This window comes from Clostridium sp. AF32-12BH, assembly GCF_003477935.1.
Lineage (GTDB): Bacteria > Bacillota > Clostridia > Lachnospirales > Lachnospiraceae > Brotaphodocola.
Window position 1 is genome coordinate 50,705 of the sequence record NZ_QUEH01000001.1, and the last position, 25,455, is coordinate 76,159.

Genomic DNA, 25,455 nt, shown 5'->3' on the forward strand with positions numbered 1-25,455 from the left:
TCCCAAACCAGACACCCTCTGTAACGGACTTACATTTTGTTACTGCGGCTACTGTCTCTATTATAGTACAAAAACTAATTTTTGTGAAGCATATAACAGGATTGTCTACAGCCCAAGAATTTCTGCCACATTCTTCTCCATGTCTGCCGCGTCGCACTCTCTGGTATGACGGATCTTTGCGTTGCGGATTTCTTCCACAGCACGCGGGATTGCCACACCGGATGCTTTGCACAGCGCATCGATGGATGCAAATTCATCGGTGTCTGCCTCCTTGCCTGTCACCGCTGCCATAACGCTGTGGGAGAACTTGTACGGACTTGCAGTAGACGCAATGACCGTCGGCGTCTTGTCTCCGGTTTCTTCCACATACTTTTTATATACGCAGGAAGCGACTCCGGTATGCGTATCAATGATATATCCGGTTTCATCTGCCAGATGCTTAATGCCTGCAGCATTCTCTGTCTCTGTTGCATAGCCGCCCACAAAGTCTTTCATGAACGCTTTCATGGAATCCGTTACCGTGTAGGCACCCTTCGTGCTTAAATCTTCCATAAGCTTCTTATTTGCAGCCGCGTCACAGCCGGTGCTTAAGTAAATAAGGCGCTCTAAGTTGCTGGAGATCAGGATATCCATGGACGGGGAGTTGGTCAGGATAAATGCCCTCTTGCGGTCATAAGTACCGGTCTTAAAGAAGTCATAAAGAACCTTGTTGTCGTTGGAAGCACAGATCAGGGTCTTGATCGGCACGCCCATCTGTTTTGCCAGATATGCAGCAAGAATGTTTCCAAAGTTTCCAGTCGGAACTGTCACGTTGATGAGATCGCCATTCTGGATCTCGCCGTTTAATAGCAGTTTTGCATAAGCGTAAACATAGTAAACAACCTGCGGAACCAGACGGCCAATGTTGATGGAGTTTGCAGAAGAAAGCTGGAAGCCCTTTGCTGCCAGTTTTTCCGCAAATGCCTTATCACCGAAAATTTTCTTAACACCAGTCTGGGCGTCATCGAAATTACCATGAATGGAAACAACCGCAGTATTTTCGCCTTTCTGGGTTACCATCTGCAGTTCCTGTACTTTGCTGACACCACCCTTCGGATAGAAGACAATGATGCGAGTTCCCGGTACATCTGCAAAACCTGCCATAGCAGCCTTACCGGTATCACCGGAAGTGGCCGTTAAGATTACGATCTCATTTTCCACATGATTTTTCTTTGCAGAAGTGGTCATAAGATATGGAAGAATGGACAATGCCATGTCTTTGAACGCAATCGTGCTTCCATGGAACAATTCCAGATAGTAAGCACCGTCTGCCTTTACAAGCGGAGCAATCTCCTCCGTATCGAACTTGCTGTCATATGCGTGATCGATGCAGTAACGCAGCTCTTCTTCTGTAAAGTCTGTCAAGAACTGCTTCATAACACGGTATGCCGTCTCCTGGTAAGTCATGCCAGCCAGTTCTTCCATAGATACATCCAGTTTCGGAATCGAAGTCGGCATGAATAATCCGCCATCCTCTGCCAGTCCCTTCAAAATAGCCTGGGATGCTGTCAGTCCGCTTTCGCCGCCTCTTGTGCTCTGATATGTTAAATTCATAGCTTTTTCCTTTCTCCCTTTACAAGTATGCACAGGTTTTCTGTAACGATTATTTTTTGTTGATTGTAGCACAGGCGAACAGGATTTGTCCATGATTTATTCTGGTTACAATTTAAAAAATTCCAACCGGATTTTTTCATCCCAAACCAGGAAATTATGTTTCGGAACACTTTTTTCTGGGCAATCCTGCATGAGATGTGTATTGAAGGTTCCTTTCGGATATGCTAAACTAAATGGATATTAAGAAAAACACTCAGAAACAACTTACTTTTCACTGCACAGCATGAGGAGAACTGCAATGTACACTTACGCGTGGTATCACTGGCTCACTTTCTTTTATATCTACTGTTTTTTCGGCTGGATCTTCGAATCTACCTATGTATCCCTAAAGCAGCATCGTTTTGTCAACCGGGGATTTTTACGTCTTCCCATGCTGCCTTTATACGGAACCGGCGCAGTCATGATGCTCTGGGTATCCCTTCCAGTCAAAAATAATCTGTTTCTGGTTTACTGTTCCGGTGTTGTTGCTGCCACACTTCTGGAATATGTGACCGGTTATGTGATGGAACGTCTGTTTAAGGTCCGTTACTGGGATTACAGCAATCAAAAGTTTAATCTTCATGGATATATCTGCCTGACCTCTTCCATCGCCTGGGGATTTCTTACCATCTTCATGACGGAAGTGATTCACAAGCCGATGGAACGCTTTGTACTGAACCTGCCGCCAGCACTGGAATGGTGTCTGCTGGGCGTAATCAGCGGATGCTTTGTCATGGATACCATCCAGTCCACCAAGGAAGCACTCAATCTCGCCAAGGCACTGGAACGTGTTGCAAAGCTGCGGGCCGATCTGGACGAAATGCAGGTACAGCTTGCTTTATTGAAAGCTGAAACAGCACAAAATATTGAAACCGCCAAAGAAGAGTTGCGCATGACTGTGGCTGAAAATATTGAGTCGGGCAAAGAAATAGCAGCCGCACGCAAAGAGGCTCTGGAAGAAGCCGTTGCTGCCGGAAAAGAAAAACTGGCAGAAACCGCCGCTGTTCAGAAGGAACGCCTGACCGAAGCAGCTTCCGCACGGAAAGAACGTCTGACCGAGGCGGCTTCCGCGCAGAAAGAGGCACTGGCAACCGCTGCCGAAATTCACCGGGAAAACGTCGCCGCACGCAAAGAAAAGTTTGCAGAAACACTGGAAGCTCACAGAGAAAACGTCGCTGCACGCAAAGAAGAACTGGCTGCAGCAATCGATCTCAAAAAAGCTTCCCTGGCAGCCCGCATCAGCAGTCTGAACGAAAAGATTGCCGACACGAACCGCCTCTTAAAAAACCAAAAAACAATTGGGCGTCCTTCTATTCTGCGCCGCAACCCATCTGCAGTTTCCAGACATTTTGCTGATGCATGGAAAGAACTGTATAAAGAATGGGATGATCAAAACCACGCTTGACCGGGATCATGATTCAACATTCCGGTTCAAATCACCTGATTGCAGCACCGGAGGCATCTTATGGATTTAAAACAGATCGAATACATTGTAAAAATTGATGATGAACACAGCATCACACGTGCTGCGGAAAAACTTTTTGTAACCCAGTCTGCCTTAAACCAGCAGCTTCTTCGTCTGGAAAAAGAACTGGGCGCCCCGCTCTTTCATAGAAGCAAGGTGGATATGCGCCCCACGGAAATCGGTCAGGTTTATCTGGATAACGCAAGAGAAATCCTGCGGATCAAACAGCGTACCTACAACCTGATCAACGACATGACGGATGCCAAAAAGGGGCGTCTCTCCATCGGCTTCACTCCGGGTCGCGGAAGCGAAATGTTCACCCATGTCTACCCGGCATTTCACCAGTCTTACCCAAATGTCATTGTAGAACCACACGAATTAAGCGTACACCGCCAACAGCAGATGATTGCCCAGGGAAATCTGGATATCGGATTTCAGACGCTGTCCGAACGCCAGCGTACGGACAGTGAATACATAAAACTTGGTAAGGAAGAGATTTTTCTTCTGGTTCCAAGCATTCATCCGGCTGTAGAACAGCTCTCGGCAAAACCAGTTTCCCCACTCCTGCATTCAGCGCAAAACTCCGGTCAGACAGATCCAGCTTCCATTTCTTCTGCCTTTCCGATTGCCGACTTAAGCCTGTTTCAATATGAACCATTCGTGTTGATGTACAAAGAATCCACGATCCGCGCCATCACAGATGATATTTTCCGCAAATCCGGATTCACACCGAATGTTCTCTTTGAAACCTCCAGCAACAATACCGTGCTTTCCATGATCCAGGCAAATCTCTGCTGTGGAGTTGTCCCGGAACACTACGTGCGCAATCTGCCGCCCAGCGTCAGCTGTTTCGCCTTTCCGTCCCACCCATCCTGGGATATTGTGGCCAACTACCGTAAGAACGGATATCTGAGTGAAGCCGCCCGATATTTCATCGAGCTGGTGCGGAACTTCTGGAAATAGCAATTTAAGTATATGAAACAAGAAAGGGCCGAAAGCTTCCGCCCCGCCGTATGGCGGGGCAGGAACTTTCGGCCCTAATCATTGCGTTCACGGTATGGTTATATTTTAGTATGCTCTTCCCCAGTATACCATCTTTTTAGCCGGCTTGCCGCAGCATACGCACTTGTCGGAGAGGGTCTCCTGTGCGAACGGCATGCAGCGGGAAGTTGCTGCGGTATCTTCTTTGATCTTGTCTTCGCAAGCCTGATCGCCGCACCACATTGCCTTTACAAAACCAGGTTTCTCGTTGATGGTCTTTACAAACTCATCATAAGTGGTTGCCACATAGGTATGGGAATCGCGGTGTGCTCTTGCACGCTCCAGCATATCGTGCTGAATGGTGTCTAAGAGTTCGCTTACCTTTGTCTCGATCTCATCCAGGGAAACGGTTACTTTCTCATGGGTATCGCGGCGTACCAGTACCGCCTCATTGTTCTCGATATCTCTCGGTCCGATCTCAACACGTACCGGAATACCACGCATCTCAGACTCACTGAACTTCCAGCCCGGGCTCTTGTCGGAATCGTCGACTTTCACCTTAAAGTTGGAAAGAACATCTCTTAACGCAAATGCTTTGTCCAGAACGCCCTCTTTCTGCTGCTGGATCGGAACGATCACAACCTGGGTCGGAGCGATTCTCGGCGGCAGTACCAGACCATTGTTGTCACCGTGTACCATGATGATGGCACCGATCATACGGGTGGTCATACCCCAGGAAGTCTGATGGACATACTGCAGGGTATTGTCTTTTGCTGCATACTGGATGCCGAATGCCTTTGCAAATCCATCGCCGAAGTTATGGCTGGTACCGGACTGCAGTGCTTTTCCATCGTGCATCAGGGACTCGATGGTGTAGGTTGCCTCTGCTCCTGCAAATTTCTCTTTGTCGGTCTTCTGTCCGCGGATAACCGGGATTGCCAGAACCTGCTCGCAGAAATCTGCATACAGATTCAGCATCTGGATGGTTCTTGCCTCTGCTTCTTCTGCAGTTGCATGTGCGGTATGACCTTCCTGCCACAAGAACTCTCTGGAACGAAGGAACGGACGGGTGGTCTTCTCCCATCTTACAACGGAACACCACTGGTTATATACCTTCGGCAGATCGCGGTAGGAATGAATGTCTTTTGCGTAGAAATCGCAGAACAGGGTTTCCGAAGTCGGACGTACACACAGGCGCTCCTGCAGCGGCTCCAGACCACCGTGGGTTACCCATGCAACCTCCGGTGCGAAACCTTCTACGTGATCTTTCTCTTTCTCAAGCAGGCTCTCCGGAATGAAGATCGGCATATAAACATTCTGAACGCCGGTTTCTTTGAAACGGCGGTCCAGCTCATGCTGAATATTCTCCCAGATTGCGTAGCCTGCCGGTTTGATGACCATGCAGCCCTTAACGCTTGCATAATCACACAGCTCTGCTTTTTTTACCACATCCGTATACCACTGGGCGAAATCTACGTCCATGGATGTGATTGCTTCTACCATTTTTTTGTCTTTTGCCATGGTTAATCTTCCTTTCTTGAAAATATTAAAAAAAGTCACCCGGTCCTTTGCCATCTCTGACAAGGGACCGAATGACCAGATAAATTCGGCGGTACCACCCTGATTAGCACTTTCTACATAAAAAGCACTCGCTCTATGCTCCGTTAACGCCGGAAACTACGCTGCAGTTCACTGCAGGACTCCAAGGCCGGTTCAGCACTCAGGGACATGAAAGTCTTGCACCAAAATGACTCTCTCTCTGAAATGTAATGGATGCTTACTAATCCTCTTCACTGTCATATTGTCTTATAAACATCTGCCGCATACGACTCAGACGGACATCTTGAAAGCCGCTTGCACCGCATAACTACATGCTTGATTTTAAGGCATTTTTTCTGCTTTGTCAAGGGGCTGCGCTATGCGTACCACTTCCACCAGATTCGTGTGCTGAGCATTTCCGCGCGCATAAGGGGTCGGGTGCTGTGAAGTCAGTACATTGATGCTGCCAGCCATATCGGTGCCGTCCTCATCCGGTCGGTACCAGGCTCCCTGGGAGATTGCGGTCACGCCCTGCATGATCCGCTCGGTAATGTGGACCGGCATACGAATCCTGCCGCGGTCATTGAACACTTCAACCAGATCCCCCTCACGCAGGTCACGCGCAGACGCATCAGCCGGATTCATCCACAAGGTCTGGGGATCCAGCCTGTGCATGGTCCGATTGTTGTCATGAATGCTGTGACAGCGCCGTTTGGTATGCCATCCGGTCAGCTGCAGCGGATAGCGAAGGGAAAGCGGATCCTGCGGTCCTTCCACAGGCGGAATATAACGCGGAATCGCCGGCACAAATTCCGGAAATATTCCACGATAAACCTGTTCTGAAAAAATTTCAATTTTACCACTCCTGGTCGGAAACGGAACCCGGTCCGGATCCTGACATTCTTTTTCAAACGCCGGATGAACCGGTTTCTTTTTGTAGCGGAACAGTGCCTGCTGCTTAAATGTCTGGTAATCCGGCAATTCTGTCTCTGTTTTTTTCAGATCTTCATATAAATATTCCAGCCATTCCGAAGATGTGCGTCCACAGGTAAACGCTTCTTTTAAACCAAGCCGCTCTGCCACTTCTGCCAGCCAGTCATATTCAAACCGTCCTTCATAAAGCGGATCCAGAACTTTGTTATTAAATCCGAGGAAATTGCCGTACTGCCAGGGCATAGTGATATTCTCACACTCAAACATAGAAATGCCCGGAAGCAAAATGTCGGCAAATTTTGCACTGGCAGTCATAAACAGATCACTGCACACGATAAACTCACATTTACTCTCATCCTGTAAGATCCGCGCAGTCCGGTTGATATCGCTGTGCTGGTTGATCAGACAATTGCCTGCCAGGTTCAGGATCATCTTAATATCACGTTCCAGTTTCACCGGTTTTTCAGAACCATCCAGCCATTTCACACCATCCAGTTCTGTCATATCATGCCCGTGCAGGACTGCATCGGTCCATAAAAATACCGGGATCTGACGGTTGTATGGATTTTTAAGCTTGGGCCACGACGGATTTTTATGTTCGGTCCAATCAGCAGTTCCGCTCGCCCAGCCTCCGGAAATTCCCACATTTCCAGTCATACAGGCAAGTAAAATTCCGCCCCGCGTGCTCTGTTCTCCGCTTGCATTCCGCTGCGGACCATACCCCTGGATCAGGGCTGCCGGTTTTGCCTGCGCATAACGGATGGCAAGACTGCGGATGGTTTCTGCCAGTACCCCGGTGATAGCTTCTGCCCACTCCGGAGTTTTTTCCACTCCATCCTTTTCTCCGTACAAATAGGAAAGATAGCACTCCGAAGGATCCACGCCTTCCGGCATATGGTTTTGATCAAATCCGAGACAACAGCGGTCTAAAAACACCTGATCCTGCAGCTTCTCCTGCACGATGACCCACGCCATGGCATCCATCATGGCGCTGTCGGTTGCCGGGCGGATCGGGATCCACTCTGCATCCAGGCGCATGGCCGTATCGTTTTTGCGCGGATCGATCACAATGATCGGAATTCCTTTTTCCTTTGCACGAAGGAGCACATGCATCGTAATGCTGTCAAATTTCGTTTCTTCCGGATTATGCCCCCAGAGAAGGATGAGCTTCGCATTCAGCCAGTCCTCCGGATTGTGCCCGGTCTGGTTCGTGCCATACATAAGAGGCGTTGCGTGGCGGATGCACGCGGTACTGTAGGAATTATAGTAATCCAGAAAACCACCATCTAAATTCAAAAGACGTTTGGCCAGATTATTTCCCCGGTTTAAGGCGCTGATTCCGGTCGCATAGTTTACATAGCGGGAACCAGCTCCATACGTGTCACGGATACGGATCCATTCCGATGCAATGATATCCACTGCCTCGTCCCAGCTGATCCGTTCAAATTTTCCCTCCCCGCGTTTTCCCACTCGCTTCATGGGATAGCGCAGACGGTCTTCTCCGAGATAAGTCTTATGATAATTCATGCCACGCACGCACGCAGTCAGCGGAATTTCTCCATCCGGGGCATCACACGGGCGCTCCGTACTGAGATGGTCAATCTTGCCGTCTTTCATGTGAACGCAGATCACGCAGCGTCCTCCGCAGTTGTTTCTTCCCGTGGTACGGATGGTTTCTGTTGCCTGCACTTTTGTTATTTCTGTCTCTTCTGTCACTTGCATTTCTGTTCCCTTCACTTCTGCTGCTTTCGTTTCGGTTCTTTCCTTTCTGCTGTCTACGCTTCTGCTTCCCCCGCTTTTTCTGCTTTCATTTCGGTTTCTTTCATTGCTGCTGGCGGCTCTTCTGCTTCCTTCATTTCAGGTTCTTTTCTTTCTGCTGGCGGCTCTTCTGCTTTCTTCATTTCAGGTTCTTTTCTTTCTGCTGACGGTGCTTTCGCTGTCTGCGTTTCTGCTGCACTTACTTCCGGGCGAGAATTTCTCCGGCGGTCATGCCCCTTCTTTTCGTAGTATTTCTTCTTATCTTCATACATTTTTGCATCTGCTTCTTTTAAAAGTGCATCGAGTGCATCGCATTCTTCTGTCCAGATTGCACCGATAGAAAGGCTGATATGATGCTGACGCGTATTCAGTTTCAGCTGCGACAGTAAAAATTCAAACTGCACTTCCAGAACATCCGGATAAACCACCACGAATTCATCGCCGCCGATCCGGTAAGTGTGTTCCGGAAAAACTGCCACGATCTGCTGGGCAGCCCGACGGATAAAGGAATCGCCCGCCTCATGTCCCTGTTCGTCATTTACCTGCTCCACATTCTGGTATACGATAAAAAGCACCACAGCCGTCGTAACGACCATGAGCAATATCTGTAATGTTTTTCTAATCCGGCTATTCATTCTTATCCATCTTTTCTTATCATGCGGCACATATCGTTCGATATGCGGGCGGTTAAATTATAACTTTTTCATTTTATCATTGTAATAAATCCATACTACCATAATTCCACATTCTTTTCCACGAAAAAACAGGTAAAAACAATACAAAAAGAGACTATCACCCGGCAAACTTCAATTGCCTGAGTGATAATCTCTTTTTAAAACGTCACCATTCAAACCGAATGACTGTAAATTTTAGTAAAACATCTGGGATCCAGGTCCTAACGGAAGACCAAGCAGATACCATACCGCAAACATTGCGATCCAGCCAATCAGGAAAGCAAGGGAGTACGGAAGCATGGTGGAAATAACGCTTCCGATTCCTGCCTTTTTATCGTACTTCTGGAAGAATGCTACCGTCAGCACGAAGAATGGCATTAACGGAGCAATGATATTGGTACTGGAATCACCAATACGGTAAGCAACCTGGGTCAGCTCCGGAGAGAGACCAAGACGCATGAACATCGGCACGAAAATCGGTGCCATGATTGCCCATTTTGCAGAATCCACTGCAATGAAAATATTGATAAATGCAGTCAGTACAATAAAGCAGATGATCAGCGGCAGTCCGGTAAACCCTACAGACTGCAGGAAATCCGCACCGGAAACAGAAATAATGGTTCCCAGATTTGAATAGTTAAAGCATGCTGTAAACTGTGCTGCAAAGAAGATCAATACCATAAAGCTGGATAAGCCACTGATTGTTTTATTCATCAGGGCAACTACGTCTTTGTCGTTTTTGATGACGCCGGCTCCGATACCATAGGCAAGACCTGGAAGTAAGAACAGCAGCATCATAAAGAAAATGATTCCGCTCATAAACGGAGAGCTTAAGAACGAATGGGTCTCCGGATTGCGCAGCAGACCATTGGTCGGAACTACAAGGATTGCGATCAGTACGACATAAACCAGAGCTGTGATGCCTGCAAAACGCATGCCGCGTTTCTCATTTTCTGCGATATCCTGAACCTGCTCAGAAGCATCCGGAACATACGGAGTCAGACGCGGCTCGATCAGTTTGTCTGTTACCAAAGTTCCGATCACGGTGATCAGAACGGTGGATGCTATCATAAAATACCAGTTTGCAACCGGCAGAACGGTATAGTTCGGATCCAGCATCTGGGCTGCCTGGGTAGACATACCTGCAAACATCGGGTCATTGGTACCGATCAGAAGGTTTGCGCTCCAGCCTCCGGATACACCGGCAAATGCTGCTGCCAGACCGGCGATCGGATGACGGCCAAATGCCATAAACAGGATTGCGCCAAGCGGAACCAGTACAACATATCCGGTAGAGGATGCGATATTGGACATGATTCCCAGGAATACAACCACTGCAGTCACCATTCCCTTCGGGGTGGATGCTGCGACTTTGCGAAGCAGTGCAGACATGAAACCGGTTCCGTCTGCAACACCAACACCGATCATAATGGTAAATACGGTTCCCAGTGCAAAGAAACCGGTAAAATTACCAACCACGGTGGTTACCATGTGGCGGATGCTGTCCGGAGCAAGCAGGCTAACTGCTGCTACTGTTTTCTGGGTGATCTGCCCGGAAGCGCTGTCCAGAAAATCATAGGTTACAGAAACTCCGCAAGCTGCACAGATTGCGGATAAAACGATAACAATTCCTGTTAAGATCAGGAAAATGGTTGCCGGATTCGGCAATCCGTTTCCGACACGTTCTACGGTATCAAGCGCCCGCAGAATAAACCCCTTTTTTTCTTTTGTTTTTGCCTGTGACATGTTACTTTTCTCCAATCATGATTTTAATAATTTCATCGTTGGTCTCTTTCATTCCCTCTTTGCCCAAGCGGCCAACATTTTTTAACGTATCCTCGACTCCTTTGGATACAATACCGTCTCCACCGTAGAACTGCTGTCCGCGGATATACATATTATATCCAAGAATCCCGGCATCTACTGCAGAAGCGATTTTTGCCGCACAGGATGCCTTTGCTCCGTCGCACACAATTCCGGAAACAATAGCCAGCGCATTCACAACTGTATGAATGACTTCCTTGTATCCGCCGCCGCAAAGATAAGCAATTCCTGCTCCTGCTCCTGCGCCCGCTCCGACTGCCCCGCAATATGCAGACAGACGTCCGATCGGTGTCTTTACATGAATGGTCGTCAGATTTGCCAGCATCAGTGCACGGTAACGCATTTCTTCGCTGACTCCCAGCTCTTTGGCATATACGATCACCGGAACGGAAGTTGTGATTCCCTGGTTTCCACTGCCAGAATTGATCACGACCGGAAGCTCGCACCCGTTCATGCGGGCGTCGGAACCTGCAGCTGCCATAGCCTTTGCCCGAACCCTGACATTATCTCCATCCATGGCTAACAGCACTTTTCCGATATTCGCTCCATACTCATGCCGGATACCTTCCTCTGCAATTGCCATATTGCAGCTGATCTGCTGGTCCAGAAGTTCTTTTACATCGGCCACGTCTGCGGTCGTCGCGAATTCCCAGATATGCTCCATGTCCAGAAGACTTCTGTCTGTAAGTCCTTCCTCGCTGTCACCCGCTACCGGAAGCTGCTTAAGGATCTGTCCATCTTTTTCGATCAGCACAATATTCGTATGGAAGTTTGCAATACGTACTTTCACGTAGGATTCCCCGCGATACAGGATCACAATGATATCGAAGGTACACCCCTCGTCAATGTGCTCCACTTCGATGGAGGTTGTCTCCATAAACTGCTTCATCTGAATGATCTGCTCCGGAGTCACCTGTGCGATCACTTCCAGCTGTTTCTCCGGATCTCCGGCTATGATCCCGGCTGCAACCGCTGCATCAATGCCTTTAAGATGATCCGTATTCGGAACAATGACCGATTTTACATTCTTAATGATACTTCCACTTGCCTGAACCTTCACTCTGTCTGGCATCCCGCCAAGTGTCCTGCGGGCCACGGCACCTGCATATGCCAGTGCGATTGGCTCAGTACATCCCATAGCCGGAATCAATTCTTCTTTTAAGATCTGAATATATGCCTGATAACGCTGATCCGACTTTTTCATTCCATTTGTCCCCTTTCCTGTTTCGTATTTTTTAAATGGATCTAATTTAAAAAATAGATTCTATCATTTTGGCTTGCCTTATTGATAAAAACATCGTAACATAAAGGTGGATTAATGTAAAATTTAAAGTTTTTATTATATCGTTTAATTATTTTTAATCTTCGAACGGAGGATGTTATGGAATACCGTGAAATTAACACGTTTTTGCATATCGCACAGCAGCAAAGCTTTTCCAAAGCAGCCAAACAGCTTGGCTATTCCCAGGCCGCTGTCACGATCCAGATCAAACAACTGGAAAAAGAACTGAATGTCCATCTGTTTGACCGGATCGGGAAACAGATTTCCCTGACACACCAGGGGCAGATTTTCTATAACTACGCCATCTCGATTGTCAAAAGCATGGAAGAAGCAAAATCCGCTGTTTCCAATGTGCTGGATGTTTCCAATCTAAATGGTCAGCTCTGTCTTGGAACCATTGAATCCATCTGCGCTTCCATTTTTCCGGAACTGCTGGCAGAATACCACCATCTTTACCCAAATGTCTCCATCAGTATCATCACCGATTCTCCAGAGGTGCTCCTAAACCGGATGAACGAAAATGCCATCGACATCGTGTATATTCTGGACCGCCGCATCTACGATACCCGTTGGCACAAAACGCTGGAAAGCCCGGAACGCAATATCTTTGTCGCTTCTCCAAAGCATCCCCTGGCACAAAAGGATCACGAATTAGGACTGGACGAAGTCCTGCATTTTCCATTTCTCCTCACAGAAAAAAATGCAAGCTACCGCTACATGCTGGAGCAGTATCTGGCCTCAATCGACCATTCTATTCAACCCTTTCTGGAGATCGGCAACACGGAATTTATCATTCAGATGCTCTTAAAAAATATGGGGATTTCTTTTCTGCCTGAATTTACGATCCAGAAAGAACTGGAACAGGGGCAGTTAAAAGAACTGAAGGTCCGCGATTTTCACATACAGACCTGGCGGCAGATTTTTTACCACAAGGATAAATGGGTAACCCGGGAAATGCAGGAATTTCTGAAACTGGCAGAAAAAATGGACACAAAAAAGCAGCAGAACACCAGATGATATTCTGCTGCTTTTGTCTGTACTGCATAGCGCGGATGCAACACCCGCGCGTCCGTATCTTTATTTCTGACTTTCCTCATAACACTGGCGTACTGCCTGTGCCAGCTGGTCTGCGCAGGAAGTATCTCTGCTTCCGCAAGTATTGCCATGAAGCACATTGTAAACCTGATCAACGGTCATGCCGTCTACCAGCTTGCTGATCGCTTTTAAGTTGCCGTTGCATCCTTTTGTGAATTCTACATTCTTTACTACATCGCCCTCTAAGTCAAAAGAGAGGGAAGTCGGGCACACATTGTGTGGTTTTACGGTGTATCTCATCCTATTTTCCTCCTAATGTTTTTTGCAGGCTCCAATCGTGGAAATGGCTGCCGCAAACAGCCTCCTGCTTTTTTAATCAGTCGCTGTCTGGCAGCAGCTTGATCCGTACAATGATCCGGCGGACAAAACCGCCTTCGGGAACCTCAATATCTTCCTCATGACTCTGGGCCGGGAACTCGCCGCCCTCTTCCAGCTCCAGCATCAGCCAGTTGTAGGCTGCTTCTCTTGCATCGTCCAGGGCATCCTCCAGATCCGGTCCGTCTCCTTCGCAAAGTTCCAGATCCGGGAACACGATATGGAAACCGTCGTCATCTTTATGCGGTGTGATTACCGCAGGATAGGTAAATGTCATTTTCCTGCCTCCTGTTTCATTTTATTGCATTGTATATCGAGGAGACGCCAGTGGCGCATCCGCTGATTCCATGCAGCACTTGCACTCCGGCTACGGAAATATTTCAACAAGGCAGTATCAGTATACGACATTTTTTTTCATATGTAAATGGATTATCTTCAGTCTCTTAGCCGGTTTTCCCATGGACCCACCTCTTTTTGATTTGTACTTCCTTTGTACATGTTCTAGTCTGCCCACCTGCTTTCGATCTATGCAGTCAATTTGCAGGAAATCCGAAATGCCGCCTCTTTCCCGGAAATTCCATCGCCCGTCGCAGGCACAAACCATTTTTCATCAGGAAGGAAACGCGCCAAACTGCCGGAATATACCGCCAGACGGATTCTGCCGGAACGTTAACTGCTTTCCGGTCACCGGATGGGTAAAGGTGAGTTCAAATGCTGCCAGAGCCACATCTGTCCTTAGTGCACGTCTGGGGATACGTGTTCCTGGTTCTGCCGGTTGTCTCTGTGAAAACTCCGGATTATAACGGTTGTCTCCCCAGATTGGCATTCCATGCCCGGACATCTGCACCCGGATCTGGTGATGACGTCCGGTAAGCAGTTCAATCTCCGCCAATGTCAATTGCCCATACGGAGGAATCTCCTTTGTTTCCAGGGCCCGGCAGATCAGTTCCGCACGTTTTCCACCTTTTATCCCCATATCCACAATCCGTGACACATTTTCTTTTTCATCTTTCAACAGATAATCCACATACTTTTCCACATTATCCACAGGTTTTCCACAGAGTACCGTCAGGTATTTTTTATGCATTTTCCCTTCAGAAACCTGTTTGCTCAGCGCAGCTGCTGCCTTTTTTTCTTTCGCGTACACCATAACACCGCTCACCGGTTTATCCAGCCTGTGGATAACTCCCACATACGGTTCCGTGGATTTTGTGGACAGGTTGTGATTATCCTCACGATTCTTTGTGGATAAGTATCTGCGTATTTCACTGACCATGTCTGCCTGGAAACCACGTGCCGACTGTGACTCCATCCCAACCGGTTTCCAGACAACCAGAATCGCTTCATCTTCATATAATATATTCAACATCTCATTATGCTCCTTCGCGTTTGGATTTCTTCTGTCTTGTAAATCCTGTTTTTGTATGTTTGATCTGCTTTTTCTAATTTCCGGGTAAATAGTTTGATTCTCAAAATTTTTAAAGGAAATCCCTTGCATTTTTCTCCCCAAAGCTGTATAGTATATAAAACAATTACATGTAGTTTTGAAAACTACATTCATTTTATTCTTGTTTTCCTATTTAAGGAGGGATCGTCATGACACTGAAAATCAAAGACCCGGGCAGCGCCCTGACGCATTTTATCGCCATGATTCTGGCACTGTGCGCCTCATCACCACTGATCATAAAAGCAGCACAGGAACCCGGTCTGGTCCACGTACTGGCACTTTCCATATTTATTACCAGCATGATCCTGCTTTACGCAGCAAGCACGATTTACCACACCCTGGACATTTCTCCAAAAGTTAACCGTATCCTGCGTAAGGTAGACCACATGATGATTTTTATTCTGATCGCCGGAACCTATACACCGGTCTGTCTGCTGGTTTTAGGCGACCGCACCGGCGGGATCATGCTTGGACTGGTATGGGGCATTGCCGCTGTCGGCATTCTCATCAACGCCCTGTGGATCACCTGTCCAAAATGGTTTTCTTCCCTGGTTTATATCGCCATGGGCTGGATCTGTGTTCTGGCTTTTGGCAAGATCATTGCAGCACTTCCGCGCCAGGCTTTTGGCTGGCTTCTCGCGGGCGGCATCATCTATACGGCAGGCGGTGTGATCTACGCACTGAAACTTCCCATTTTCAACCAGAAACACCGCTACTTTGGTTCCCACGAAATTTTCCACCTGTTTGTGATGGGCGGAAGTCTTTGCCACTACATCATGATGTATGCTTTCGTGGCCTAGTGGTTTTCGGACGCAGCAATCAGCTGCAGCTTTTCTTTCCGGCTCAGCTGCTTGAGAGCCCATTCCCGCTTCATGGCTTCCTGTTTTGTGCTGAATATCTCATGATATTTCAGCACAACAGGCCGGCGGGTTTTGGTGTATTTTGCGCCTTTCCCGGCATTATGGGCCTGTACACGTTTTTCCAAGTCATTCGTCCAGCCGCAATAAAGCGTTCCATCCGCACATTCCAGAATATATGTGTAATTTTGAGCTGACATTCTTTTGCCTCCGACAATTCGTCACGGTTCACAGGTTACATCGTACCATAAGAACGCCGCCCCGGCAAGGATTCCCCGCTTCGAATGCATTATATTCCAAATCGTCAAAATCGGCTGCCAGAGCGGTATCATACAGATTTTTCAATTCAAAAAATCCCGGCATGTGAGCAGTAACAAACCACCAAACTATGTAGGCGGCGCCTGCTGCTTGCAAGCACAGCATGCGCCGCCCAGGTTTCCCTGATCTATGAAAAGCACCGGCCTGATGCGGGATGCCAGGCTGTTTTCTCTTTGCAAAAGTTCTTCTTCCCTTTATAAAAACCAAATCGTTCTGTACATTCCAGTTTCTCTCGAGCACCTCTATACGATAGGATACGCAGTTTTTTTATTTTTGTGCATCCGGATTCAGATTTCTTTTACCAGAATCAGACAGTCTCCGGGATTTATTTTTTCTTCCAGAAGCTCATTTGATTCCATGACCGACTCTTTTGTGGTATGAAACCGTTTTGCCACGCTCCACAGGGAATCCTGTGGCTGGACGATATAACCAACAATTCCCGGCATGCGCTTCATCTTTTCGCTATCCATCGGCTGAATCTGCGCCTGAAAAATCACCGGATACTGCTCCGGCTGCAATACGAAAACATCCAGGGAGATCACCGCCCGGATTTCCGCCTGTCCACCTCCTGCCATAACCGCAGTCAGCTGTTCCAGTCCCGGCTGCAGATGCCAGATGCTGTCCTCCCGGATTCCGGGTACTTCTGCTTCATAATGAAATGGAACGATGCGGGTAACGGCCTGCACCGGTCTCGCATCATCGTCTGTCAGATAAAGAATTTTCACCTCCAGGACGCCATCCATAACCAGTGCATTTTCCCGCACTTCTGCCGCATCCATCTTGACACTTCCGCTGCTGTGACAGATTTGAAGGACCCGCGGTTCCAGTTCCATTCCCACTTTTTCCACAAGTTTACACTTTCCGCAGTTGCGGCTTAAGATGCGGTCAAACACAGCCTCTCCGGTATCCAGTGTAATTTCCCGGTTTGTCGCATACAGATCCTGCAAAAGCATCAGCTCCTGCTCTTCATAAAGACGTACATCCAGTTCAATCACTGCATCCACAGAAAGTTCCCGCATTTCTCCGTCATAATCCGGTTTTTCTTCCAGATCCCGGTGAATCAGTTTCAAGCCAATGGCAGGAATCATCTCCGCAGCAGCGCCCTGCATCTCCACTTCTCCGGAAAATGGAATGCTTTCTTCGATCCATTGAATCTGACCACTTTCCCCGCCCTCATAAAGTGCAAAAATCAGCAGGGTGCCTTCCAGATGGATCTGACCATCCAGCGGTTTTGCCGCACTTCCGGAAAGCTTGATTTCCGTCCACAGCATCCGCTCGATCGCCGGCTTGTTTCCCGGCAGCGTCACATCCTGTTTTAAGCGCCAGGTATCTTTCCTGCGCAGGGCAATCACAGCAGCCGGCACCTGTTCTTTTTGGATTTGAAGACGTACTCCGTCTGTCTTCAGCTTTCCGGTATCTCTTATCTCCACTGCGGCCTCCGTATCATACAGTGCCTCTGCCTTTGCCTCCAGTGTCACAAGCGCCTTAATCCCCAGTTTTCTCGAATTGATCATCTCAGTATTCAGATCATCCAGCTGCCAGGATACACTCACAAAATCCTTTTCTTCCAGATCCGGTATGTTGATGATCTCCTCAAACGGGATTGCTCCGCCAAGCGTCTGCAGTCCGCCCTCTTCTTTCCGGTAAAGCACATGAAATTCCAGCTTTCCCCTCACCGTGATCCGTTCCCGCTGAATCCGGACCGGTTCCAGCGAAATCACCCCCGCATCCAGGATCACCTCACTGATATCGCTCATCGTGTCCGGAACAATAAAATCGTCATCCAGAGTCACCTGTGTCCCTGTCTGGCTTTTCAGACGGTTCCTGTGCAGATTCTGTTTTTCCAGCTCCAGCATAAAAAAGCACCCACCTTTCTTTTTGTATCGGAAACCCTTTACAAAAAGTCTATGTGGATGCTTTTTCTTTTATTCTTCTTTGGAATCTTCTGCCATTTCCTCTTTCAGTCGGGCCAGCTCTTCCTCCAGTTCTTTGATGCGTTCTTCCATTTTGCTGAAATGCTCCATGGTAACTGCTTTATTCTTGTTTTTGATCGGTACACCAGCCACCTTGACCGGGCGTGCCGGAATGCCGACTGCAGTGGTATCGTTGTCCAACGGTTTTAACAGCACTGCATTCGCAGCAATGTTACAGTTATCTCCCACTTCAAAAGCACCAAGGATCTTTGCGCCACAGCCTACGGTAACATTGTTTCCAAGCGTTGGGTGACGTTTTCCCTTGTTCAGACCAACACCGCCCAGGGTAACACCCTGGTAAATGGTACAGTTATCTCCTACTACGGTTGTTTCACCGATCACAACACCGCAGCCATGGTCAATCAGAATACCGTGACCAAGCTCTGCGCCCGGATGAATCTCAATCAGTGTGAAAAAGCGGGCAATCTGCGAGATCAGACGCGCAATAAAAAACATGTGATGTTTATAAAACCAATGCGCAAACCGGTGCCAGATCAAAGCGTGCACACCCTGGTAAAGCAAAAGTACCTCCAGGGCACTCCGCGCTGCCGGGTCACGTTCCTGTACTGCTTTCACATCGGTCCAGATATCTTTTAAAATCATAAGTTCATCCTCCGCAAGCATTTATGAATCCCATTCTATCATATGATGTCGCGGAAATACAAGTGTTACTGAAAAATGACGGGCTGTTCCAGATACTCTGTTTTTATAACAACAAAGGGATACGATTTTTCCACCCCTGTCGTTTCTCCCGTCTGCGGTCCCAGAAGTTCTGTATCTGTTACAATCGCATTTTCCGTCAGGTAAAGTTCTTTTACGGAAATACTGTAACCCCCGGTTTCCTGTTCCCCATACCCGACAACTATGTACAGATTCTGATCATCGGTATACGTCAGCTTAAACGGTCCCATCTTTTTTTCTTCGATCACATTTTTCAGTTCTTCCGGAAGATCCGTTTCACCAACCACCGTAAACTCCAGGTCGCGTACCTTTTCCAGTTCTTCTTTCTCCACGCTGCAGGCCGTTAAAAACCGCACCACGAAGACCCATGCCAGAAGAGCCACTACAACCAGCACTTTCCCACTTGTTTTCTTTCCCATAACAGCCTCCCCGAAAATATGTTTATTACTAAGCTATTCTCCCCGGGAGGAATTTATACGCTGCTGTTCAAAATTATTTTCGGTTTCCGGTCTTTACATCCACCTGATTGCGCATCTGATTTTTTTCTCCAGACAGATACTTCTCCAGATTTTCTCCGGTAATCCGCACGATGCGCTCGAAGGTTTCCTGTAAGTGGAATTTTCCGGCACTGTGCGGGGTAATGATGGCGCGCGGCGCATCCCACAGCGGATGGTCAGCCGGAAGCGGCTCCGGTTCGGTTACATCCAAAGCACAGCCCGCAAGGCTGACTCCCTCACGCAGAACTTTATTTAACGCATCACAATCTACAGCGTCGCCGCGGCCTGCATTGATCAGATAACTGCCCGGCTTCATAAGGCACAGTCTGCGCTCATCCATGATGTGGTGGGTAGCCGGAGTGCTCGGTAAAATAAATACTGCAAAATCTACCTTCGGAAGAACCTCATCCAACTGGTCCATGGTATAGATCTCGTCGATAAAATCTGGTTTGTCCACCACATTGCGTCGGATTCCGATCACATGGCTGCCAAGCGCTTTCATTCGCTTCGCATACTCGCTTCCGATATCGCCAAGACCGGCAACCAGCGTCGTGGAATTCCAGATAGAGGTTACACTTCCCTCCTCCTTCCATGCATGATTTACCTGATTCTTCATATACAAATCCATTTTCCGGCAAAGCATCATGGACATGGCAAGCATATGCTCAGAAACAGACAGACCATAAGCACCGGTCGCACAGGTTAAGATCGTATCCGGTCCAATGATGCCCGGCTTGCAGTATTGGTCAGAACCGGCGGAATTCAGCTGCATCCACTCCAGATGGTCGTTCTGCTTCACCAGTTCCGGACTGATGTTGCCAAAAATAATGTCGGCTGCTTTGACTTCCTCAGCTGTGGCAGTTTTGATCGTGGTGTAATGAAACTTGCAGTCCGTTCCAATTTTTTCGATATAAGACTTGTGTTTGTCGCCAAACGGCATTGCTACTAATATGTTCTTCATGGGGGATCCTCCGTATTTGCTTATTTTATTGTTTCATTTTAGACCAATTCAGGAAAATACACAAGAAAAACGTTGTCGCTTGTTTTCAGAGATATGTGATGATAAAATAAGAAAACAAAAGATACTGGCTAGGCACAATAAAACACGGAAAGGACTTTCCCATGAAACTTCTGATCGTAAGACACGCTGACCCTGACTATTCCATCGACTCCTTAACACCAACCGGCTGGAAGGAAGCACAGCTGCTCGCCGAGCGGCTTATCAAAACTCCGGCAGACGCTTACTACGTTTCCCCGCTTGGCCGGGCAAGAGATACCGCCTCCCTGACGTTAAACGAACTCGGACGCACTGCAACGGTATGCGAATGGCTGCAGGAATTTTCCCCACGCATCATAAAACCTGGCATGGACCGTACCTCCTGCATCTGGGACTGGCTTCCGGAACTCTGGACGAAAGAACCCCGCTACTATGACCCGGAAGAATGGTATCACACAGAAGCCATGTGTTCTGTCAACGCAGAGAAAGAATACAAGTGGGTTACTACAGAATTTGATCGGCTATTAGCCGCACACGGCTATGAGCGGGAAGGATTCTACTACCGGGCTGTAAAACCCAACCGCGACACCATCGTGCTTTTTTGCCATTTTGGCGTGGAATGTGTACTGTTAAGTCACCTGATGCATGTCTCCCCCATGCCACTCTGGCACAGCCTGTGCGCAGCGCCATCTTCGCTCACAACCATCTACACCGAAGAGCGCAGGCAAGGCATCGCCAGTTTCCGCGTCAGCGCATTCGGAGACACCTCACATCTTTACGTGGCAGGAGAAGAACCTTCCTTTGCAGCACGGTTCTGCGAAACCTGGGACAATGAAGAAGAGCGGCATGACTGATTGCCGCTCTTCTTTGCTCTATTTTCATTCTAATTTATTTCTGCTCTTCCCGGCTGCAGATGGCCACCCGGTGCTGATATTTCTCCCTGGTAGCCATGCCACCGCGGATATGCCGCTCAGACTTATTAATGTTCAGTACGATTCTTGCCCGGGCTGCCAGCGCCGGATTTATGTATTCCAGACGATCCGTGACATCCTTGTGGACCGTGCTCTTGCTTATCCCAAATTTTTTCGCAGTCTGACGCACCGTAGCATTGTGGTCTATGATGTAATTGGCAATGGCGATGGCCCGCTCTTCAATATACTCTTTCAAAGGAAAACCCCTCGGAATTCTTTTTTACAGTCTATGAAGCATTCTGAGGGGTTATACTATTTATTCTTAATTATGCCATACTATATTCCAGCATTTCATACGCCACGCGGCATCCTTCGCTGATCTCAGCCGGAAGCAGCGCCCTGGCTACGCACTTTTCTTCTGCAGCTGCATCATCCACACGCTGCAGATACGCATAATCTCCATCAATTCTTGCTACTGTGTACTCTACTCTCTCAAACATAGCCTTCTCTCCTTTTCATCTCCCGGCCAAATAGCCGGTTTAAAATCCGGTCACATAACATCGTGTACAATGCAGCGCCCACATTCGTACCGATTCTTAACACAACCGCTCCTGCCAGCCCAAAAGCCCCAGATGCAATATAGAGCGCCCCAAATGTGTTGAAGACGGTCTGCCATGCATATCCGGCGGAAAACCCAACACCAATTCCACCCAGGATTCCCAGATACGGGTGCAGAGACTCAGGAAGCAGGAAATATAAAACCGTAAAAACGGTACAGCCCAAAATGTTGTACATCCCACGGGTCTTTGCTCTCGGTGCCATATCGCCGGAAAACGGCAGACACACCGACATGCAGGCAATGCCCGCCCACATGGCTCTGGGCAGTCCCAGGAGATTCATGATCAGGAGCGCTGTTGATACGGTCAGTGTCATGCGGATGTACCACCAGTTTCTCGCCGAACGAATGTGAAACTCCCGGAATAAATCCAGAAAACTCCTGCGGTATGGACGCAGCTTCTGATTTTTATAAAAAACAACCATGCAGATCAACATTCCGGCTAAAAGTCCCAATATGCGCTTTTGATAGTCGGCTCCGCTTACATCGTATCCCTGCAGAAGCAGATAACTCAGTACAAACGTCGAATGGTTTGACATGATCACATTGTGGCAGCCAAGTACCATCAGGATCATAATACAGACACAGTTCACGAAAAACGCATAGCCCGGTGCCAGCATATTCGAAATGCGCGGTCCTGCCATCAATACGGCAAAGATCAGCCCAATGCAGATGAGACCATGCGATGTACGGATTCCGAAATCTGCCTGACGAAGCACCAAAAGTGCCAGCAGCACAACAACACCTGCAATGCTGTTGGCCGAACCAAACAGCACACTGAACGCGGTCACCACTGCGAAACAAAACGCAACCACCAGATATACCTTAACATTATAAATAAGGATATGACGTTTCTTTTCTTCTTTGTTTTCCGTCCGCCGGATCAGATTCTTGGAACCTGCACAGCTTAATTGCAATTCCTGGTATACAGTCATAACATCCCTGCCTTTTCTCTGAATTCGTATTAAGAACTATATCCTGTACCGGCCGGAATGTCAAATGATTTGTGAAAACATTTTTGCGACCATGGAATATAATCAAAATGAACGATTGCTGAACGATTTTCATCTGTCCAGGTTGACATTGGAAACTGCCCTATTTATAATCGTTCTGATGGCTCCGGCAGCACAAATCATACAAACGCTGACATTCTTTCCAAAACTGCGGGAGCAGCAATCACACAAAATAACGACGTTTTACAGGAGGCAAATCGGGCAATGGCAAAGAAAAACGCACGCAATACCCGCGGCAAGATCGTAAATGCCGCATGGAAGCTCTTCTACGAGCAAGGCTATGAAGATACAACCGTAGAAGAGATCATTGATCTGTCCGGTACATCCAAGGGATCTTTTTACCATTACTTTGATGGCAAAGACGCGCTCCTTTCTACCTTAAGTTCCCTGTTCGATGAAAAGTATGAAGAACTGATCCAGGAACTGACACCGGAAATGACTGCCATGGACCAACTGCTATTCCTAAATCAGGAGCTGTTTCGCATGATCGAGAACAGCATTTCCCTGGATCTTCTGGCACGGCTTTACTCCACCCAGCTCACCACAAACGGAGAAAAACATCTTCTGGATCATAACCGGATCTACTATAAGCTTCTCAAAAAGATCATTGCCAAAGGACAGGCAGACGGACAGCTCAGTACCCGTTCCAATGTCAACGAGATGGTAAAGCTTTATGCACTCTGTGAGCGTGCCCTACTCTACGACTGGTGTCTCTGCTCCGGCGAATATTCCCTGGTGGAATATGCCGCAAAAGTAATGCCTGGATTTTTAAGCAGCTTTCAGCCGTAACGGGTTGAAAGCTGCTTTTTGCTGTATTGTACCTCAGAATTTATGTGCCTTGCATCCGTTTATCAAAAATATATTTTTCGTATCGATTTTATTTTTATTAATCGTCTAGTTATTATTTATTGTATTTAAGACATTTTTATCATTTTAAATTCATTTTCGTACAGTATTCATTCTATACGTTGTTCTGTATTGTAGTCTAAAAAAAGCTATGTTATAATCGACCACATCATATTGCTGGGCACATATACAAAAACACAAATAGAATCCCGTTTCTATTTCAGCATACGCAAACAGCAATGGGAATGAGGAGGAAAAACTATGTTATCAGGACAGATTGGAATTCTGGCTGCCATTGTGATTTATCTCGCTGCAATGGTATACGTCGGATTCTATTTCAGCAAACAGGGCAGCGGCGATTCCGCTGATGATTTTTACTTAGGAGGACGAAAGCTCGGACCATTTGTAACCGCCATGAGTGCAGAAGCCTCTGACATGAGCAGCTGGCTCTTAATGGGACTGCCAGGGGTCGCTTATCTTTCCGGTATCGCAGATGCAGGCTGGACCGCCATCGGACTTGGTCTTGGAACTTATTTGAACTGGCTGATCGTGGCACAGCGTCTTCGCCGTTACTCCGTTGTATGCAATGCCATCACAATCCCGGACTTTTTATCCAGACGTTATCACGATCATAAGAATATCCTGATGTGCATCTCCGCGATCATCATCCTGATTTTCTTTATTCCTTATACTGCTTCCGGATTTAAAGCCATCGGAACGTTATTCTCCAGCCTGTTCGGTGTGGATTATCACATGGCTATGATCGTCGGTGCGGTCGTCATTGTCGGCTATACCGTTATGGGCGGATTCCTTGCAGTATCGACCACCGACCTGATCCAGAGTATCGTTATGACCATCTCCCTGATCGTGATCGTTTTCTACGGTATCCATATGGCTGGCGGCTGGGATCAGGTTGTAAGCAATGCAACTTCCCTGGCTGGTTACCTTTCCATGACACACATTCACGACCGCGCAAGCGGAAGCGCTGCACCGTACAATTTTTTAACCATTGTTTCCACACTGGCATGGGGACTTGGCTATTTTGGAATGCCGCACATTCTGCTTCGTTTCATGGCCATTGAGGACGAGAAGAAACTGGTTCTCTCCCGCCGGATCGCAACGGTATGGGTTCTGATTTCCATGTGCGTTGCAATCCTGATCGGTATCATTGGTTACGCTGCTTCCGTAGCCGGTGCAATCCCGCTCTTTACCCAGAGTTCTGAGTCCGAGACCGTCATCATCCAGTTCGCTCATCTGTTGGGACAGCACCGCTTCCTGCTTTCCTTAGTCGCAGGTGTCGTTCTCGCCGGTATCCTGGCCTGCACCATGTCCACCGCAGACTCCCAGCTGTTAACCGCCGCTTCCGGTGTCTCCCAGAACCTTTTGCAGGACTTCTTAAAGATCAAAATGAGCACCGCCGCTTCCATGATGGCAGCGCGCCTGACGGTTGTCGCAATCGCGATCGTTGCAATCTTTCTGGCATGGAATCCGGACAGTTCCGTATTCTACATCGTCTCCTTCGCATGGGCCGGTTTCGGTGCAGCATTCGGACCGCTGGTACTTTTCTCCCTGTTCTGGAAACGTACGACCCTGCAGGGTGCACTTGCCGGAATGGTAGCCGGTGGCGTGATGGTGTTTGTATGGAAATATCTGGTCCGTCCGATGGGCGGTACCTGGAATATCTATGAACTGCTCCCGGCATTCATCGTATCCGCTCTCGCCATCGTGATCGTATCCCTGGCAACGAAAGCTCCGTCCGAGGAGATCTGCAGGGAATTCGATTCCGTAGGAAAATAAACAA

Annotated in this window: 24 protein-coding genes and 1 other annotated feature; of the genes, 7 read left to right on the forward strand and 17 right to left on the reverse strand. The window is 48.0% G+C overall.

Going from position 1 to position 25,455, the window contains the following annotated elements; translation table 11 throughout:
• Positions 1-105: 105 nt before the first annotated feature.
• Positions 106-1,593: a threonine synthase gene (gene thrC, locus DWZ40_RS00370; protein ID WP_118540171.1), complete on the reverse strand. Its 1,488-nt coding sequence runs from the start codon at positions 1,591-1,593 to the stop codon at positions 106-108.
• Positions 1,594-1,891: 298 nt separating this feature from the next.
• Here thrC and DWZ40_RS00375 point away from each other — a divergent pair, with 298 nt between their 5' ends.
• A complete protein-coding gene (locus tag DWZ40_RS00375) occupies positions 1,892-3,037 on the forward strand; it encodes a hypothetical protein (RefSeq protein WP_118540172.1) in 1,146 nt (381 codons plus the stop codon).
• A 60-nt stretch (positions 3,038-3,097) separates the two neighbouring features.
• Entirely contained in the window at positions 3,098-4,060 is a 963-nt protein-coding gene (locus DWZ40_RS00380; protein WP_118540173.1) for a LysR family transcriptional regulator, read from the forward strand.
• Between the two features lie 105 nt (positions 4,061-4,165).
• Here the strand turns inward: DWZ40_RS00380 and proS are convergent, their stop codons facing one another.
• From proS to DWZ40_RS00405, 5 genes are all read right to left on the reverse strand, one after another.
• Positions 4,166-5,599, reverse strand: a complete 1,434-nt coding sequence (gene proS / locus DWZ40_RS00385; protein ID WP_118540174.1) for a proline--tRNA ligase — start codon at positions 5,597-5,599, stop codon at positions 4,166-4,168.
• Between the two features lie 59 nt (positions 5,600-5,658).
• Positions 5,659-5,881, reverse strand: a binding site (T-box leader).
• A gap of 78 nt (positions 5,882-5,959) precedes the next feature.
• Positions 5,960-8,266, reverse strand: coding sequence for a DMSO/selenate family reductase complex A subunit (locus DWZ40_RS00390; protein ID WP_207664477.1), 2,307 nt, complete (start codon positions 8,264-8,266; stop codon positions 5,960-5,962).
• A 59-nt stretch (positions 8,267-8,325) separates the two neighbouring features.
• Positions 8,326-8,943 (reverse strand): diguanylate cyclase, encoded by a 618-nt coding sequence (locus DWZ40_RS00395; RefSeq protein ID WP_118540176.1) that lies wholly within the window; start codon positions 8,941-8,943, stop codon positions 8,326-8,328.
• A 234-nt stretch (positions 8,944-9,177) separates the two neighbouring features.
• On the reverse strand, positions 9,178-10,728 hold the full coding sequence (locus tag DWZ40_RS00400; protein WP_118540177.1) for an AbgT family transporter: 1,551 nt from the start codon (positions 10,726-10,728) through the stop codon (positions 9,178-9,180).
• Position 10,729: 1 nt separating this feature from the next.
• Entirely contained in the window at positions 10,730-12,010 is a 1,281-nt protein-coding gene (locus DWZ40_RS00405) for an L-serine ammonia-lyase, iron-sulfur-dependent, subunit alpha (RefSeq protein ID WP_118540178.1), read from the reverse strand.
• Between the two features lie 177 nt (positions 12,011-12,187).
• Between DWZ40_RS00405 and DWZ40_RS00410 the strand changes: the two genes are divergently transcribed.
• Entirely contained in the window at positions 12,188-13,105 is a 918-nt protein-coding gene (locus tag DWZ40_RS00410) for a LysR family transcriptional regulator (RefSeq protein WP_118540179.1), read from the forward strand.
• A 60-nt stretch (positions 13,106-13,165) separates the two neighbouring features.
• On the opposite strand, the gene DWZ40_RS00415 is transcribed toward DWZ40_RS00410, so the two are convergent.
• The 3 genes from DWZ40_RS00415 to DWZ40_RS00425 all read right to left on the reverse strand — a co-directional run bounded on the left by DWZ40_RS00415 (position 13,166) and on the right by DWZ40_RS00425 (position 14,867).
• On the reverse strand, positions 13,166-13,423 hold the full coding sequence (locus DWZ40_RS00415) for a TIGR03905 family TSCPD domain-containing protein (protein WP_118540180.1): 258 nt from the start codon (positions 13,421-13,423) through the stop codon (positions 13,166-13,168).
• Positions 13,424-13,499: 76 nt separating this feature from the next.
• Positions 13,500-13,775, reverse strand: coding sequence for a type II toxin-antitoxin system HicB family antitoxin (locus tag DWZ40_RS00420; RefSeq protein WP_118533499.1), 276 nt, complete (start codon positions 13,773-13,775; stop codon positions 13,500-13,502).
• 333 nt (positions 13,776-14,108) lie between these two features.
• The gene (locus DWZ40_RS00425; protein ID WP_118540181.1) at positions 14,109-14,867 is read right to left on the reverse strand and encodes an RluA family pseudouridine synthase; all 759 of its coding nucleotides are present in this window, start codon (positions 14,865-14,867) and stop codon (positions 14,109-14,111) included.
• 227 nt (positions 14,868-15,094) lie between these two features.
• Between DWZ40_RS00425 and DWZ40_RS00430 the strand changes: the two genes are divergently transcribed.
• Positions 15,095-15,745, forward strand: coding sequence for a hemolysin III family protein (locus DWZ40_RS00430; protein ID WP_118540182.1), 651 nt, complete (start codon positions 15,095-15,097; stop codon positions 15,743-15,745).
• Here DWZ40_RS00430 and DWZ40_RS00435 read toward each other — a convergent pair.
• The 5 genes from DWZ40_RS00435 to DWZ40_RS00460 form a co-directional block, all read right to left on the reverse strand.
• Complete coding sequence (locus DWZ40_RS00435; RefSeq protein WP_118540183.1) at positions 15,742-16,002, reverse strand: GIY-YIG nuclease family protein; 261 nt, start codon at positions 16,000-16,002, stop codon at positions 15,742-15,744. The genes DWZ40_RS00430 and DWZ40_RS00435 overlap by 4 nt on opposite strands.
• A gap of 405 nt (positions 16,003-16,407) precedes the next feature.
• Positions 16,408-17,976 (reverse strand): SPOCS domain-containing protein, encoded by a 1,569-nt coding sequence (locus tag DWZ40_RS00445; RefSeq protein WP_118540185.1) that lies wholly within the window; start codon positions 17,974-17,976, stop codon positions 16,408-16,410.
• Between the two features lie 69 nt (positions 17,977-18,045).
• A complete protein-coding gene (gene cysE / locus DWZ40_RS00450; protein WP_118540186.1) occupies positions 18,046-18,696 on the reverse strand; it encodes a serine O-acetyltransferase in 651 nt (216 codons plus the stop codon).
• 65 nt (positions 18,697-18,761) lie between these two features.
• On the reverse strand, positions 18,762-19,193 hold the full coding sequence (locus DWZ40_RS00455; RefSeq protein WP_118540187.1) for a protease complex subunit PrcB family protein: 432 nt from the start codon (positions 19,191-19,193) through the stop codon (positions 18,762-18,764).
• Between the two features lie 73 nt (positions 19,194-19,266).
• Positions 19,267-20,232: a D-2-hydroxyacid dehydrogenase gene (locus DWZ40_RS00460; protein ID WP_118540188.1), complete on the reverse strand. Its 966-nt coding sequence runs from the start codon at positions 20,230-20,232 to the stop codon at positions 19,267-19,269.
• Between the two features lie 161 nt (positions 20,233-20,393).
• Here DWZ40_RS00460 and DWZ40_RS00465 point away from each other — a divergent pair, with 161 nt between their 5' ends.
• The gene (locus DWZ40_RS00465; protein ID WP_118540189.1) at positions 20,394-21,122 is read left to right on the forward strand and encodes a histidine phosphatase family protein; all 729 of its coding nucleotides are present in this window, start codon (positions 20,394-20,396) and stop codon (positions 21,120-21,122) included.
• A gap of 34 nt (positions 21,123-21,156) precedes the next feature.
• Here the strand turns inward: DWZ40_RS00465 and spoIIID are convergent, their stop codons facing one another.
• From spoIIID to DWZ40_RS00480, 3 genes are all read right to left on the reverse strand, one after another.
• Positions 21,157-21,435, reverse strand: coding sequence for a sporulation transcriptional regulator SpoIIID (gene spoIIID, locus DWZ40_RS00470; RefSeq protein ID WP_118540190.1), 279 nt, complete (start codon positions 21,433-21,435; stop codon positions 21,157-21,159).
• A gap of 70 nt (positions 21,436-21,505) precedes the next feature.
• The gene (locus DWZ40_RS00475) at positions 21,506-21,679 is read right to left on the reverse strand and encodes a chorismate--pyruvate lyase (RefSeq protein ID WP_118540191.1); all 174 of its coding nucleotides are present in this window, start codon (positions 21,677-21,679) and stop codon (positions 21,506-21,508) included.
• A complete protein-coding gene (locus DWZ40_RS00480; protein WP_118540192.1) occupies positions 21,672-22,730 on the reverse strand; it encodes an FUSC family protein in 1,059 nt (352 codons plus the stop codon). Before DWZ40_RS00480 ends, DWZ40_RS00475 begins: the two co-directional genes overlap by 8 nt.
• Positions 22,731-23,012: 282 nt before the next feature.
• On the opposite strand from DWZ40_RS00480, the gene DWZ40_RS00485 reads away from it, so the two are divergent.
• Both DWZ40_RS00485 and DWZ40_RS00490 read left to right on the forward strand, forming a co-directional pair.
• Positions 23,013-23,597 carry a TetR/AcrR family transcriptional regulator gene (locus tag DWZ40_RS00485; protein WP_118540193.1) on the forward strand — a complete coding sequence of 195 codons (585 nt, stop codon included), beginning with the start codon at positions 23,013-23,015 and terminating at the stop codon, positions 23,595-23,597.
• Between the two features lie 318 nt (positions 23,598-23,915).
• A complete protein-coding gene (locus tag DWZ40_RS00490) occupies positions 23,916-25,451 on the forward strand; it encodes a sodium/proline symporter (protein WP_118540194.1) in 1,536 nt (511 codons plus the stop codon).
• Positions 25,452-25,455: the final 4 nt, after the last annotated feature.